A 15,680-nucleotide genomic window follows, 5' to 3' on the forward strand; every position below is an offset into this window, starting at 1 on the left:
CTAAATCAGGAAATTGTTGGAGGAAAAAGGTTGATTCGTACCTAAGATATTTTGAGACCTATTTGCGGAGGAATGTTCTATGATCAAATCCATGAAGCGTTTGATGGGATCCAAGGGGAATGAAACTTCATCCGCCGAAGATTTGTTAGAAAAGATCAAAAAAGCGCCCATGCCCAAGCATGTGGCGATTATCACCGACGGAAACGGACGCTGGGCCAAAAAAAGGGGAATGCCGCGCACGGCCGGTCATGCCGCGGGAATGAAACGGATCCGCGAAATTATCCGGGCCGCCGATGATCTGGGGGTTGAAGTATTAACCTTTTACTCCTTCTCAACGGAAAACTGGAAAAGACCCAAAGACGAAGTGGAGTATCTGATGAAGCTGCCCATGGAGTTTTTGAAAACCGATTTGCAAGAGTTGATGAAGCGAAACGTCAAGGTCCGGATTTTGGGCGGGATCAGCAAGACACCGGATTATACGCAAAAAGCGTTGATGGAGTTTGAGGAAAAAACCAAAGACAATACCGGGTTGATATTGAATTTTGCCATTAACTACGGGGCAAGAAGCGAGATCATAGAGGCTGTTCACCGGATTATAGAAGACATTGAAAATGGTCATATTGATAAAGGAGAAGTCAATGAAGAATTGATGAGCGAGTATCTGTTGACCAAAGGATTGCCGGATCCCGATCTGGTTATCCGGACAAGTGGTGAAATCCGGGTGAGCAACTTCTTGTTATGGCAGCTTGCATACAGTGAGTTGTGGTTTACGGATGTGTTGTGGCCTGATTTCTCGTCGGAATGTTTTTACCAGGCGATCGAAGATTTCCAGCATCGTTCAAGACGCTTCGGGGCGGTGTAAATAGACAGGGGAAATAGCGATGAAACAGAGAATTATTACAGGTACATTGGGCGCTGTGATTTTTCTGGGATTGATGAGCCAAGCCTGGTTATATACAATTTGCTTGCTTGTTTTAGGAATTGTGGCCTTTATTGAATATGCAAAAATGAAAAATATTTCGCCTCGCACCCCGCAAATTTTTATCGGGGTTGCTGTGATCTTGATGGTTTTTTTGAGTGTGCTTGCCAATCAACCCAACTTCTCCGGATTCGCTTTTTTGCAAGGAATCACACCGGTCATCCTGGGGCTGATTCTGTATTTTTTGTGGATGGTCTTCAGCCGGAACCAATTTGATCTGTTTCAAATGGCTTATTTGTTTGTGGGTGCCATATACATAGGATATGGATTTTCCTATATGATGGTGACGATTTGGCAAGAGAACGGTTTGGCTTGGTCCTTGTTGATCATTTTGGCCACTTGGGCAAATGATACCGGCGCTTATTTTATCGGCAAGCGATGGGGAAAGCAGAAGCTGATGCCGGAAATCAGCCCGAATAAAACCATTGAAGGATCTCTTGGCGGAATTTTGTGCGGAACTCTTTTGAGCATCATCATCTTTTTCATTTTTCCCGATCTGGGCAATCTGTTGTTTGCCGTGGCCATTGGCGTATTGATCACCATCGTCGGTCAAATCGGGGATCTCATCGAATCGGCATGGAAAAGAAGCACGGGTGTCAAAGACTCGGGTTCACTTTTGCCGGGGCATGGCGGATTTTTGGATCGTTTTGACAGTTTGCTGTTCACGTTTATCATTTTACACTTTGTTCAACTTCTGTGATGATTGAAAGGGGCTATGGAATGTTAGAAAAGGTGGCTATTCTCGGTTCCACTGGGTCCATTGGAACAAGCACACTGGCGGTAATCAGAGAGCACCCTGAACAATTTGAAGTGGTCGCTTTGGCGGCCGGGAACAATGCAAATTTGATGATACAACAAGTGAAGGAATTTCAGCCCCGGTTGGTGTCCATGGCCACCCGGGAAGCGGCTGAAGCCGTGAAGCGGGAAGTGGGGGACGAGGTTCGTGTCATGTGGGGAGACGAAGGCTTGAAGGAGGTTGCAGCAAGTCCGGACTCCACCTATCTTGTCTCCGCTTTGGTCGGAAGCAAAGGCTTGGTCCCGACCCTGGAAGCCATTCGGGCAGGAAAAAAGATTGGATTGGCGAATAAAGAGACCCTGGTCACAGCCGGCCATATTGTGACAGCGGAAGCCAAAAAACATCAAGTGCCGTTGTTGCCGATCGACAGCGAGCATTCTGCACTTTTTCAATGTCTTCATGGTGAGCGGATGGATGATGTGGAAAGGGTGATCATCACAGCGTCCGGGGGGGCGTTTCGTGATTGGAGCCGGGAAGAATTGGTTGATGCAACTGTGGAACAAGCGTTAAATCATCCGAACTGGGCAATGGGAAACAAGATCACCATTGACAGTGCCACGATGATGAACAAAGGATTTGAAGTGATTGAAGCGCACTGGTTATTTGATTTTCCTTATGAGAAAATAGATGTAGTCCTTCATCCGCAGAGTGTCATCCATTCGATGGTTGAATTTAAAGACGGTGCAGTGATGGCTCAATTGGGCACCCCGGACATGAGGGTTCCGATTCAATATGCTTTGTCTTACCCCAAACGGATGCAACTGACGACAAAACGCTTGGATTTTGTTCAATTATCCCGGCTCGATTTCAAAGAAATGGATTTCAAACGGTATCCTTGTTTGAAAATGGCTTATGATGCCGGGAAAACCGGGGGAACGGTGCCTGCTGTGTTAAATGCAGCGAATGAAGTGGCGGTGCAAACCTTTTTACAAGGAAAATGTACTTTTTTGGCCATTGAAGAGATTATCGAGCGGACGCTGGATGCACATCAGGCGGTCAGCAATCCGTCGTTGGAAGAAATTGAAGAAGCAGACAGATGGGCCCGCCAATTTGCACAAGACGGTCTTGTTCCGTTGGCTTAGATTTAAGGCGTGTGATCAACCAGGGTGGTGATGAATAGTCCATGCAAACCATAGTGATATTTGTGTTGGTCCTGAGTTTACTTGTCTTTGTACATGAACTGGGACATTTTATCTTTGCAAAACGTGCAGGGATTCTGGTGCGGGAATTTGCCATCGGTTTCGGGCCGAAACTTTTTGCAACCAAACGAGGGGAAACGCTTTATTCCATCCGGATTTTGCCCTTGGGCGGTTATGTCCGCATGGCTGGTGAAGATGCGGAGATGGTTGAAATCAAAACGGGGACGATGGTTTATGCGACCCAAACTCCGGAGGGGAAACTGAACCATTTGTACCTGTATGATCCGCAAGGGTTGGAAACAGAGTCTCTGATTGTCGGAAGGCTTGTGAAAGCGGATTTGGAAAGACAGCTGTATGTGGTGCTGGAAGATTCCGATGAAAATGAAGCAAAATATTTCCTGGATCCGCAAGCCAATATTCATTACGGTGAAAAAACGGAACTGCAAATTGCGCCGTATGACCGCCAGTTTGGCTCCAAAACTGCCGGACAAAAGGCGATGACCATTTTTGCCGGCCCGCTGTTTAATATTGCGTTGACCATTATTCTGTTTGCCATCTACACATTTGTAACCGGAATCGAAGATCGGTTGCCGGTTGATCAGGCCATTCCGGATTCACCGGCAGCCAAGGCCGGGATCCGGGAAAATGATTTGATTGTGGCCATTAACGGCAAAAAAGTGAATACCATGGATTCGTTGCGGTATGAGTTGTTGGAATCCAAAGGGGAAACGGTGACCATTACGGTGGACAGAAACGGACAAAAACTGGATTTTCCGGTGACACCGCAAAAAAGCGGGGAAGTCTACCAAATCGGGGTTTATTTTAATGTCAATGAGATGAAAAGAGACGCCACCCTTTGGGAAGCAGCCATTGACGGGTTCAGGCAGACGTATGATTGGTCTGTCATGATCATGGACGGATTCGGGAAGTTGGTGACCGGACAGCTGGGTCTGAAAAGTTTGGGCGGGCCTGTCCAGATGGGTTCCATCACCGGTGAGGCGGCTAAGGCCGGATATGAATCACTCATCCGTTGGACCGCTCTTTTGAGCCTGAATCTGGGGATTTTTAATCTGTTGCCGATCCCGGCTTTGGATGGAAGCCGTCTGGTTTTCATCGGGATCGAGGCGGTTCGCGGCCGTCCGATCAGTCCGAACAAGGAAAGTCTGGTTCACTTTATTGGGTTCGCTTTACTGATGATGTTGATGCTCGTGGTGACTTTTAATGACATAAAAAAAGTGTTCTTCACTTGATAAAGCGGAAACCCGGCTCTGATCGATGGGCCGGTTTTCCTTTTTTGTGGCGGATGGATCTTTTTTATTTCAATGGTTTTATGTATGATAAAAAACAATGGCATTTTTTGAAAAGAGAGGGATGAATATGCGGCAAAACAATATGATGGCTCCGACACTTCGGACGGTCGGGGAAGCAGAAATGATCAGTCACCAGCTGTTGCTGCGCGGAGGATTCATCCGGCAATTAGCTGCGGGGATATATACTTTCCTGCCTTTGGGATACCGGGTTTTACATAAGGTGGAACAAATTGTGCGCGAAGAGATGGATCGCATTGGAGGTCAAGAGTTGTTGTTGCCGACACTGCATCCGGCTGAATTATGGCAGGAGTCCGGCCGTTGGGACACTTACGGGCCCGACTTGTTTACGATGCAAGACCGGCATGACCGGCCTTTTGCGATCGGACCCACCCATGAGGAAGTGATCACCGATTTGTTGCGTGGAGAAATCAATTCCTATAAAAAACTCCCGATGATTTTATACCAGATCCAAAACAAATTTCGGGATGAAAAACGCCCGCGTTCCGGCTTGTTGAGAGGGCGGGAGTTTATTATGAAAGATGCCTATTCGTTTCATTCGGATCAGGACTCGCTGAATGATACCTATGAAAAGATGTATCAGGCATACAAAAACATTTTCACCCGCATCGGTTTGGAATTTCGGGCGGTGGAAGCCGACTCCGGTGCCATCGGCGGCAAAGGCACCCATGAGTTTATGGCTTTGGCGGACGCAGGGGAAGATACAGTGGTCATCTGTGAATCCTGTGATTACTCTGCCAATGTGGAAATGGCCGAAGTGGCCGGGGAAGAAAACACTACCGATGTTGCTTCCGTGGAAGAAATGGAAAAAGTGCACACTCCGCAAAAGCGCACCATTGAAGAGGTTGCAACATATTTGGATGTGCCGGTTTCAAAGCTTGCCAAAAGCCTTGTCTTTTTGGTGGACGGGGAACCTGTGCTCGTTTTGGTGCGGGGAGATCATGAAGTGAATGATGTCAAGGTGAAAAATCTGTTGAATGCCGCGGTTTGTGAGCTGGCCGATGATCAAACCGTACAGGAAATCGCAGGGGCTCCTGCCGGGTTCGTTGGACCGGTGGGCTTGAAGAAAAAAGTGAAAGTGTTGGCGGATCAGGCTGTGATGAATCAGAGTGAACTGATTGTCGGAGCCAATGAAGCCGATCATCATTTCATTCATGTTCAACCTGTGCGAGATTTTGAAGTGGATGTGACCGGCGATTTGAGAAATATCCAGGAAGGCGACAGATGCCCCCGTTGCGGTGGTGCGATTTCTCTGCGCCGCGGGATAGAAGTGGGGCATGTGTTCAAGTTGGGAACCCGCTACAGCGTGGCAATGAAGGCCGGATTTTTGGATGAAAACGGCAAAGAACAGCCGTTTATTATGGGATGTTACGGCATCGGCATCTCCCGCGCGGTTGCATCCGTTGTGGAGCAGAATCATGATGAACAGGGAATCATTTGGCCCGCTTCCATTGCCCCTTATACGGTTCACCTGATTGCGGTGAATATGAAAAATGAAGTACAGGCCAAAACCGCGGAGAAGTTGTACCAAGAATTATTGGAAGCCGGATATGAAGTATTGTTTGATGACCGTAAAGAACGGGCGGGTGTCAAATTTAAAGACGCGGATTTGTTCGGAATTCCGGTTCGGATTACCGTCGGAGCCAAAGCCGGGGATGGTCTGGTGGAGATGAAACTTCGCCGCTCGGGAGATGCGCAGGATGTAGCCGTTGAAAATGTGATCCGCGATTTACCGGAGTGGATCAAACGGGCGGACAATCCATCGTAATTCCTCCAAGGATTTTACAACCCTTCTTTTCTGCATGAGAAGAAGGGTTTTTTGTTTGTTTATTGTGGGAATAAATGGTTTTATAAAAAAGGGTTGCATTTTGTTTGTGGCCGTGATATATTATTTCTTGTCGCCGCGAGGCGGTTGACAAAAAGAAAAAACGACGCACCTTGAAAATGAGATATGGAAGAAGCAAGACGAGGTTGAAGAGGCTCGTTTGACGAGAATCTTCACACGTCGCTTGTCAAGTTGCAATCACCGGGAGAAGTAATCTCCAAGAGAGCCAGTAGGGTAAGCTACTAAGGGCACACGGTGGATGCCTTGGCGCCAGGAGCCGATGAAGGACGGGACGAACACCGATATGCCCCGGGGAGCTGTAAGTGAGCGTTGATCCGGGGATGTCCGAATGGGGGAACCCGCCAGCTTGAAGAGCTGGCACCGCCATCTGAATCCATAGGATGGACGGGGGCATACCAGGGGAACTGAAACATCTTAGTACCCTGAGGAAGAGAAAGCAAACGCGATTCCCTGAGTAGCGGCGAGCGAAACGGGAACAGCCCAAACCGGTTGGCTTTGCCAACCGGGGTTGTAGGACGTCTCACACGGAGTCACAAAGGTGACGGATAGATGAAGTGGTTCTGGAAAGGCCCGCCAAAGAAGGTAACAGCCCTGTAATCGAAATCGGTCACCCTCCGAGACGGATCCTGAGTACCGCGGGACACGTGAAACCCCGTGGGAAGCAGGGAGGACCACCTCCCAAGGCTAAATACTCCCTGGCGACCGATAGTGAACCAGTACCGTGAGGGAAAGGTGAAAAGCACCCCGGGAGGGGAGTGAAAGAGAACCTGAAACCGTGTGCTTACAATCAGTCGGAGTCCTTTTAAAGGGATGACGGCGTGCCTTTTGTAGAATGAACCGGCGAGTGACGGTTGCGTGCGAGGTTAAGGTGAGAAGCCGGAGCCGCAGCGAAAGCGAGTCTGAACAGGGCGAATGAGTACGTGCCCGTCGACCCGAAACCGGGTGATCTACCCATGTCCAGGGTGAAGTTCCGGTAACACGGAATGGAGGCCCGAACCTGTTGGTGTTGAAAAACCATAGGATGAGGTGTGGGTAGGGGTGAAATGCCAATCGAACCCGGAGATAGCTGGTTCTCCCCGAAATAGCTTTAGGGCTAGCCTCGGAGAGGAGTCGTGGAGGTAGAGCACTGATTGGGCTAGGGGCCCCCACAGGGTTACCGAACTCAGTTAAACTCCGAATGCCACAGACTTGTCCTCCGGGAGTCAGACTACGAGTGCTAAGATCCGTGGTCAAGAGGGAAACAGCCCAGACCGCCAGCTAAGGTCCCAAAGTAACCGTTAAGTGGCAAAGGATGTGGAGTTGCCCAGACAACCAGGATGTTGGCTTAGAAGCAGCCATCATTCAAAGAGTGCGTAATAGCTCACTGGTCAAGTGACTCTGCGCCGAAAATGTAACGGGGCTAAACGGTTCACCGAAGCTGCGGATGTCCTTCGGACATGGTAGGGGAGCGTTCCAAACAGCAGCGAAGCTGCTTCGTGAGAAGCGGTGGAGCGTTTGGAAGTGAGAATGCCGGTATGAGTAGCGAAAAGAAGGGTGAGAATCCCTTCCACCGAAAGCCTAAGGTTTCCTGAGGAAGGTTCGTCCGCTCAGGGTTAGTCGGGACCTAAGCCGAGGCCGAAAGGCGTAGGCGATGGATAACAGGTTGAGATTCCTGTACCACCTTGTTCCGTTGACGACGGGGGGACGCAGGAGGGTAGAGAATCGCGCGACTGGTTGTGCGCGTCCAAGCAGTGAGGCTGAAGAGACAGGCAAATCCGTCTCTTCTTAAGGCCAGGCTGTGATGGCGAGGGAAGTTTCAGTACCGAAGTTCTTGATCTCACACTGCCAAGAAAAGCCTCTAAGGAGGAACAAGGTGCCCGTACCGCAAACCGACACAGGTAGGCGAGGAGAGAATCCTAAGGTGCTCGGGAGAACTCTCGTTAAGGAACTCGGCAAAATGACCCCGTAACTTCGGGAGAAGGGGTGCCCCGTTAGGGTCTTCGGGCCCGAGGGGGCCGCAGTGAAGAGGCCCAGGCGACTGTTTAGCAAAAACACAGGTCTCTGCAAAGCCGCAAGGCGAAGTATAGGGGCTGACGCCTGCCCGGTGCTGGAAGGTTAAGGGGAAGAGTTAGCTCACGCGAAGCTCTGAACCGAAGCCCCAGTAAACGGCGGCCGTAACTATAACGGTCCTAAGGTAGCGAAATTCCTTGTCGGGTAAGTTCCGACCCGCACGAAAGGCGTAACGATCTGGGCGCTGTCTCAACGAGAGACCCGGTGAAATTGTACTACCAGTGAAGATGCTGGTTACCCGCGACAAGACGGAAAGACCCCGTGGAGCTTTACTGCAGCCTGATATTGAATCCGGGTACGGCTTGTACAGGATAGGTGGGAGTCTGCGAAGCCGGAGCGCCAGCTTCGGTGGAGACACCGGTGGGATACCACTCTGGCCGTATCGGGGTTCTAACTCGCCGCCGTCATCCGGCGGGAGGACCGTGTCAGGTGGGCAGTTTGACTGGGGCGGTCGCCTCCTAAAAGGTAACGGAGGCGCTCCAAGGTTCCCTCAGCGCGGTTGGAAATCGCGCCCTCAGAGTGCAAAGGCAGAAGGGAGCTTGACTGCGAGACCTACAAGTCGAGCAGGGACGAAAGTCGGACTTAGTGATCCGGTGGTTCCGTGTGGATGGGCCATCGCTCAACGGATAAAAGCTACCCCGGGGATAACAGGCTTATCTCCCCCAAGAGTCCACATCGACGGGGAGGTTTGGCACCTCGATGTCGGCTCATCGCATCCTGGGGCTGAAGTAGGTCCCAAGGGTTGGGCTGTTCGCCCATTAAAGCGGTACGCGAGCTGGGTTCAGAACGTCGTGAGACAGTTCGGTCCCTATCTGTCGCGGGCGCAGGAAATTTGAGAGGAGCTGTCCTTAGTACGAGAGGACCGGGATGGACGCACCTCTGGTGTACCAGTTGTTCCGCCAGGAGCACCGCTGGGTAGCCAAGTGCGGAAGGGATAAGCGCTGAAAGCATCTAAGCGCGAAGCCCCCCTCAAGATGAGATTTCCCATTCCCTTCGTGGAAGTAAGACCCCTTGTAGATGACAAGGTAGATCGGTCCGGGGTGTAAGCACAGCAATGTGTTCAGCTGACGGATACGAATCGGTCGAGGGCTTTCCCTACTTACTTCTCACGGTTGCATTGCTTCTTCCATCCTCATTTTCAGGGTGTGTCCATGACACCTTTGTCTGGTGACCATAGCGGAGGGGATCCACCCGTTCCCATCCCGAACACGGAAGTTAAGCCCTCCAGCGCCGATGGTACTTGGGGATGACCCCTGGGAGAGTAGGTCGTTGCCAGGCAACAATATCCCTTACCCCTCTTAAGCAACATGCTTAAGAGGGGTTTTTGATATTCTTTTGAATCCATTTGAAACCGTACGTATTAGGAAAACATCAAGGTTATCTCTATTTTTTCTTAAGAAATTATCAATATAATACTAAAAAACAGCTCGTTCCTTTTCGGTAGACTTAATGCCGTAGGAACGAGCTGTTTTATGTGAAATGCCAGGTAGAGGAATGACTGTTCCATAGCCGCATAAATGTCACGACTTAAAAAGGATCTGTTTATCTCCTCAGGATAGTTATGAATACATGGGGAATTTCAACTGAAGGCCATCCTTGGATGAAAGGCGTATGTGGATCGTCAGGTTGTTATCACGACAACATAAAGAGAAACAAAAGAAAAGGATTAGATAATCAGTTGTCATGGAGAGAAAAATGATTGACGGAAAAGAGGTGAAAGAATGAAAAAGATCGGCATCACCATTTATGGATGCGAAAGAGATGAGGCTGAGGTTTTCAAAGAACTTTCTCCACGTTTTGGTGTCATCCCTACCATTACAAGCTCTGCCGTCTCAGAAACCAATGCAACATTGTCCCGGGGAAATCAATGCATCAGTGTTGGACACAAATCTGAGATTTCCAAACGCGTTCTAATCGCATTAAAGGATTGCGGCGTTAAGTATATCTCAACTCGAAGCATTGGTTGCAACCATATCGACATTCAGGCAGCAGAAAGTTTGGGAATCACTGTCGGAAACGTGAGATATTCACCGGATAGTGTTGCCGATTATACGTTGATGTTGATGCTGATGGCTATACGCAAAGCCAAATCCGTTATGAGTCGTGTGGAAAAGCATGATTTCAGATTGGATCATGTCCGTGGCAAAGAGCTGCGTGACATGACTGTTGGTGTATTGGGAACCGGTCGTATAGGCAAAGCCGTGATTGAGCGGCTGCACGGGTTTGGATGTCGTATACTGGCGTATGGTCACAGCCAAGAGGTGGCGGCAAATTATGTGTCCTTCAATGAGTTGCTGCAAAATAGCGACCTGATTACCATTCATGTACCACTTAACGCGGACACATACCATATGATCGGTCGCGAACAGATTAATGCCATGAAGCAAGGCGCATTTCTAATTAATACAGCGCGGGGAGCGCTTCTGGATACCAATGCTCTGATTCAAGCGTTGGAGAATGGTAAGTTGGGCGGAGCAGCGTTGGATGTGTTGGAAGGTGAGGAAGGATTTTTCTATTTTGATCATTCACGAAAATCAATAGATCATCCATTCATACTTAAGCTGCAAAAGATGCCGAATGTGATCATCACGCCGCATACGGCGTACTACACGGAACGGGCATTGTATGAAACCGTTGAAAAGACAATATTAAATTGTTTGGAATTTGAGAGGAGAGAGGCACTTGTCTAGATTAAAGATCGCCGTCTTGTTTGGCGGATGCTCAGAGGAACATGATGTGTCGGTAAAATCTGCGGTCGAGATTGCCAACAACATTGACACGGAAAAATACGAGCCCATTTACATTGGAATCACCCGATCCGGAACTTGGAAAATGTGCGAAAAACCTGGTGTGGAATGGGAAAGTGGCAATTGCTGTTCCGCCGTGCTGTCGCCGGATAAAAAAATGCATGGATTGCTTGTACAAAAGAACAATGAATATGAAATTCAACACGTAGATGCAGCATTTTCGGTTTTGCACGGCAAGTCGGGTGAGGATGGATCGATACAAGGTCTTTTTGAATTGTCCGGAATCCCGTATGTGGGCTGTGATATTCAAAGCTCAGCAATTTGTATGGATAAATCGCTGACATATATCATAGCCAAAAATGCTGGCATCGCTACTCCGGAATTCAGGGTGATCCATAAGGATGATCTGTTGGATGCGGATGTTTTGTCCTATCCTGTTTTTGTCAAGCCGGCACGTTCCGGTTCATCCTACGGTGTAAAAAAAGTCTATTGTGCGGACGAATTAAACGATGCCATTCAATTGGCTGGAGAATATGACAGCAAAATCCTGATTGAGCAAGCTGTAATGGGATATGAGGTTGGTTGTGCCGTACTGGGAAACGGTTCCGAGCTGATGGTTGGCGAGGTGGATCAAATCACGCTGCAATACGGTATCTTTCGTATTCATCAGGAAGCCGAGCCGGAGAAAGGTTCTGAAAATGCAGTGATAACCATTCCGGCAGACTTGTCGGTAGAAGATCGGGAACGGATTCGTGAAACGGCAAAAAAAATATACAGAGTGCTTGGGTGCAGAGGTCTTGCCCGTGTTGACATGTTCTTACAAAACAACGGCCGCATTGTCCTAAACGAAGTCAATACCTTGCCCGGATTCACATCGTACAGCCGGTATCCCCGTATGATGGATGCTGCTGGCATCAAACTTCCGGAATTGATTGACCGTCTGATCGAATTGGCATTAAAGAGGTGATAAGTATGGAAAAAGGATTTATATTTTTGGATGAAATTTTGTACGGAGTTCGCTGGGATGCCAAATATGCTACATGGGATAATTTCACAGGGAAACCGGTAGACGGATATGAAGTTAATCGCATCGTGGGAACTTATGACTTAGCCCTTGCGTTGCGAAAGGCACAAAAACAAGCAGAAGCTCTCGGGTATGGTTTGCTGTTGTGGGACGGCTATCGGCCCCAAAGGGCGGTGGAATGCTTTTTACGTTGGTCCGAACTACCGGAAGACAATCTTACCAAAGAAAGATATTATCCGAATATCGAGCGATCCGAATTAATCACAAAGGGATATGTTGCGCCATTATCAAGCCACAGCCGTGGAAGTGCAATTGATCTTACGCTTTATCGGTTGGATACCGGTGAACTTGTCCCCATGGGAAGCAGTTTCGATTTTACGGATGAACGCTCACATCACACCTCAAAAAAAATTTCAAGCAATGAAGCGAAAAACCGCCGGTTGTTACGTTCAATCATGGAAAACAGCGGATTTGAAGCTTACGAATATGAATGGTGGCACTACGTATTAAGAAACGAACCTTACCCTGATACGTATTTTGATTTCCCCATTGTCGGGAACCATCAAAAAGAGGACTAAATTGGGGTTCATCAATGAAATTCCGGTTGCGCAAGGGTTTTTTACATCCTTGATGTGTTTTTGCAAACAATGGATTTCTGATTTTATATCCATTGTCTTACTTTAAGATATACGTCTAATCGTATATGAATTAAAATATAGTGGGACAATAACAGATAAATGAATTTCAACATAGTCATCAGCCGGGGTTTCAGTAAACAGGAAAATCAAACTGTTTATATGTGTTGAGAGGAGAATGGGTTGGTAACTGTGAGTGATAAAATACTTGTTGTGGATGATGAACGTGAAATTGCTGATTTGGTTGAGTTATACCTGAAAAATGAGATTATACCGTTTTCAAATGCTACACTGCCAAAGAAGCGTTGAAATGTATCGATGAGACTGACCTGGATCTTGCCATATTGGACATCATGCTTCCTGGCACAAGCGGCCTTGAAATCTGCCAAAAAATCAGGGACAATCACAATTACCCCATTATCCTGCTGACCGCAAAAGATGCGGAAGTGGACAAGGTGACGGGTCTTACGATCGGTGCAGACGATTATATCACAAAGCCCTTTCGCCCGCTTGAGTTAATTGCACGCGTCAAAGCGCAGTTGCGCCGATACAAAAAATACAATGGAGTAACAGAGCAAAAAGAAAATGTTATAGTTCATGCCGGCATTGTCATGAATATAGACACGCATGAGTGCTTTTTGAACGAGAAACCGTTATCCCTCACCCCTACTGAGTTTTCAATCCTGCGCATTCTTTGTGAAAACAAAGGAAAGGTGGTTAGTTCTGAGCAGTTGTTTCATGAGATATGGGGAGACGAATACTTCAGCAAGAGCAGCAATACCATCACCGTGCATATCCGGCATTTGCGCAAAAAAATGAATGACTCCATTGATAATCCGAAATATATCAAAACCGTATGGGGAGTTGGTTATAAAATTTGAGTGAGAAAAATAACGATTATTACAAATTAAAACGCAAACTATTCCTGTATATCCTTGTAATTGTGATCGCTGCAATTGTATTTGTTTTTTATTTGCGTGAACTCATGCGGTGGAGAACCGGGGAGTGGATCGTACGTTTTTTGGAAAACAGTTTTTACTTAGAGCGTCAGGACGCGATGTTAATATATCAATATACCATACGGAACAATATTACCATCATTATGTATGTGACGATTGCTGTTACGGTTCTGATTCTGTGCCGTATCATGCTGTCGAAATTCGCGAAATACTTCAACGAGATAAATAACGGCATTGATATACTTATCCAAAAAGAGGATAAACAAATTGAACTTTCTCCGGAAATGGAGTTTTTGGAACAGAAACTGAACACATTAAAACTGACACTGGAAAAGCGGGAGCAGGAGGCGAAGCTTGCCGAACAAAGGAAAAATGACTTTGTCATGTACTTGGCACATGATATTAAAACTCCCCTGACATCCATTATCGGTTATTTGAGCCTGCTTGATGAGGCGTCAGACATGCCGGCAGAGCAACAGGAAAAGTATATTCGTATTACATTGGACAAAGCCATTCACCTCGAACGGTTAATCGACGAGTTTTTTGAGATCACGCGATATAATCTCCAAACGATTAAACTTGAAAAAAAGCACATTGACCTGTACTACATGCTGGTGCAAATAACCGATGAATTTTACCCCCAGCTGGCCGTGAATGGAAAACAGGTTGTTATTCATGCTCCGGACGATTTGACGGTATACGCCGATCCCGATAAACTTGCCAGGGTCTTTAACAACATTTTGAAAAACGCCGTGGCATACAGTGAGGACAACAGCGTCATTGACATTACCGCGGGTCGATGCGGGGATATGGTTTCGATCGAGTTTAAAAATGCCGGGAGTATTCCTAAAAGTAAACTGGATGCCATATTTGACAAATTCTATCGGATTGATGACGCCCGCTCCTCCGGCAAAGGGGGAGCGGGACTTGGATTGGCGATTGCAAAAGAAATCGTGACTTTACACGGCGGGCGCCTTTATGCAGACAGTGATAAAACACATACTTCATTTACGGTGGAGCTCCCCGCCATGCCAAGGCAGACTTAAGAAAACATTAAGGAAATTCCCGTGTTTTCTTAAGAAATGATCAACGAAACATTAAAAAAACGACTCGTTCCTTCAGGTAGACTTCATACTGAGGGTACGAGATTTTTTTTGAATCAAAAAATGGTTTTATCGGTTGAAAATCACAGCATTTTTGATCGTTCTGAGGAAAACAATAGAAAAATACGAATCAGGAGGAGAAACATTGGGAAGTAAAAAGTTTACATTCGGATTATTCACTGTTTATGTATTTGTGCTTGTGTGGTTGGTTCTTTTTAAATTACAGTTTTCTCTTGATTATATAGAAAGAGTGCGGGTCATTAATTTGATTCCGTTTCATCAGTCTCTTTTTTCTGAGGTATATAGCAATATAAGAATTTTTATACCCTTGGGTATTTATATTTGCATGTTGAAAAGTGAGTGGGCTTTTTCGAAAAAAGTGTCAGCCATCGTTGGTTTTACTTTGTCATTTGAAATCATTCAATTTGTTTTGGCGATTGGAAGAAGTGATTTGACGGATATCTTGGCCAATACGCTCGGGGGTGTCATCGGTATTGGAATTTATCAGCTGATATTCAAGCTTCTCAAACACAGAACAAATATTTTTATAAATTTGTTTTCCTTGTGTGTAACATCCTTTGTTATGTATTTCATTATCTTTATATTCAAAAGGCCCATCTAGCTCTCATAAAGCCTGAAAAAGATGCCAAATCAGGTGCCTTTCTCAGGCTTTTTTCATTTCTTCCATTAAATATCTGTTATCCAAAACTCCATCGTTCCTTTTTTGGTATAAATCCATCTTGTTTTCCCGTTTTTTTTTACCGGCAAAAATACAAATGGATCCGTCTGGTTCCGTCAGCTGAAAGGAAAACAGACAATGGGAGAACGATAAAGAGGAAAAAGCGGTGAATCATCCGGTGGGTGCAAAGCATTTTAAAAACAAAAATTCCACTGGAAGATGATTGCCTGCGCTCGGTGAAGATCCGGAGGGTTTAAAATATAAATAAAGTGGTGGGAATATGAAAAAATTTTACGATCCCCCGGATGAAGTTGATAGAGTAAACCATCATGCAGGATTTGTGTTTTCTCAGGAAATACTCTGTGAACGAACATCCTGCTATTTTTGGTTAAAAAC

10 protein-coding genes, 2 rRNA genes and 1 pseudogene are annotated in these 15,680 nt (G+C 46.9%); all 13 read left to right on the forward strand.

The genetic code is table 11. From position 1 onward, the window contains the following. Positions 1–79: 79 nt before the first annotated feature. The 13 genes and pseudogenes from FA954_RS06635 to FA954_RS06695 all read left to right on the forward strand — a co-directional run bounded on the left by FA954_RS06635 (position 80) and on the right by FA954_RS06695 (position 15,227). Entirely contained in the window at positions 80–862 is a 783-nt protein-coding gene (locus FA954_RS06635; protein ID WP_037997201.1) for an undecaprenyl pyrophosphate synthase, read from the forward strand. A gap of 19 nt (positions 863–881) precedes the next feature. Further along, entirely contained in the window at positions 882–1,679 is a 798-nt protein-coding gene (locus FA954_RS06640) for a phosphatidate cytidylyltransferase (protein ID WP_037997197.1), read from the forward strand. 20 nt (positions 1,680–1,699) lie between these two features. Further along, on the forward strand, positions 1,700–2,857 hold the full coding sequence (locus FA954_RS06645) for a 1-deoxy-D-xylulose-5-phosphate reductoisomerase (RefSeq protein WP_037997195.1): 1,158 nt from the start codon (positions 1,700–1,702) through the stop codon (positions 2,855–2,857). A gap of 41 nt (positions 2,858–2,898) precedes the next feature. Next, positions 2,899–4,164: an RIP metalloprotease RseP gene (rseP, locus tag FA954_RS06650; protein WP_138614941.1), complete on the forward strand. Its 1,266-nt coding sequence runs from the start codon at positions 2,899–2,901 to the stop codon at positions 4,162–4,164. 127 nt (positions 4,165–4,291) lie between these two features. Then, positions 4,292–6,010 carry a proline--tRNA ligase gene (locus tag FA954_RS06655; RefSeq protein WP_037997191.1) on the forward strand — a complete coding sequence of 573 codons (1,719 nt, stop codon included), beginning with the start codon at positions 4,292–4,294 and terminating at the stop codon, positions 6,008–6,010. A gap of 289 nt (positions 6,011–6,299) precedes the next feature. Next, positions 6,300–9,235 (forward strand): 23S ribosomal RNA (locus FA954_RS06660). Positions 9,236–9,300: 65 nt separating this feature from the next. Beyond that, a 5S ribosomal RNA gene (gene rrf, locus FA954_RS06665) occupies positions 9,301–9,415 on the forward strand. A gap of 443 nt (positions 9,416–9,858) precedes the next feature. Next, positions 9,859–10,827, forward strand: coding sequence for a D-lactate dehydrogenase VanH (gene vanH, locus FA954_RS06670; RefSeq protein ID WP_037997109.1), 969 nt, complete (start codon positions 9,859–9,861; stop codon positions 10,825–10,827). Continuing rightward, positions 10,820–11,851: a D-alanine--(R)-lactate ligase gene (vanA, locus tag FA954_RS06675; RefSeq protein ID WP_037997108.1), complete on the forward strand. Its 1,032-nt coding sequence runs from the start codon at positions 10,820–10,822 to the stop codon at positions 11,849–11,851. Before vanH ends, vanA begins: the two co-directional genes overlap by 8 nt. Before the next feature lie 5 nt (positions 11,852–11,856). Next, the gene (gene vanX, locus FA954_RS06680) at positions 11,857–12,486 is read left to right on the forward strand and encodes a D-Ala-D-Ala dipeptidase VanX (protein ID WP_138614942.1); all 630 of its coding nucleotides are present in this window, start codon (positions 11,857–11,859) and stop codon (positions 12,484–12,486) included. Between the two features lie 249 nt (positions 12,487–12,735). Beyond that, a pseudogene (vanR, locus tag FA954_RS06685) lies at positions 12,736–13,424 on the forward strand (VanR-ABDEGLN family response regulator transcription factor). Next, positions 13,421–14,548, forward strand: coding sequence for a vancomycin resistance histidine kinase VanS (gene vanS / locus FA954_RS06690; protein WP_037997104.1), 1,128 nt, complete (start codon positions 13,421–13,423; stop codon positions 14,546–14,548). The pseudogene vanR and the gene vanS overlap by 4 nt, the downstream one beginning before the upstream one ends. 202 nt (positions 14,549–14,750) lie before the next feature. Next, positions 14,751–15,227 (forward strand): VanZ family protein, encoded by a 477-nt coding sequence (locus tag FA954_RS06695; RefSeq protein ID WP_037997103.1) that lies wholly within the window; start codon positions 14,751–14,753, stop codon positions 15,225–15,227. Positions 15,228–15,680: the final 453 nt, after the last annotated feature.

This window comes from Thermoactinomyces vulgaris, assembly GCF_005886755.1.
GTDB lineage: Bacteria > Bacillota > Bacilli > Thermoactinomycetales > Thermoactinomycetaceae > Thermoactinomyces > Thermoactinomyces vulgaris.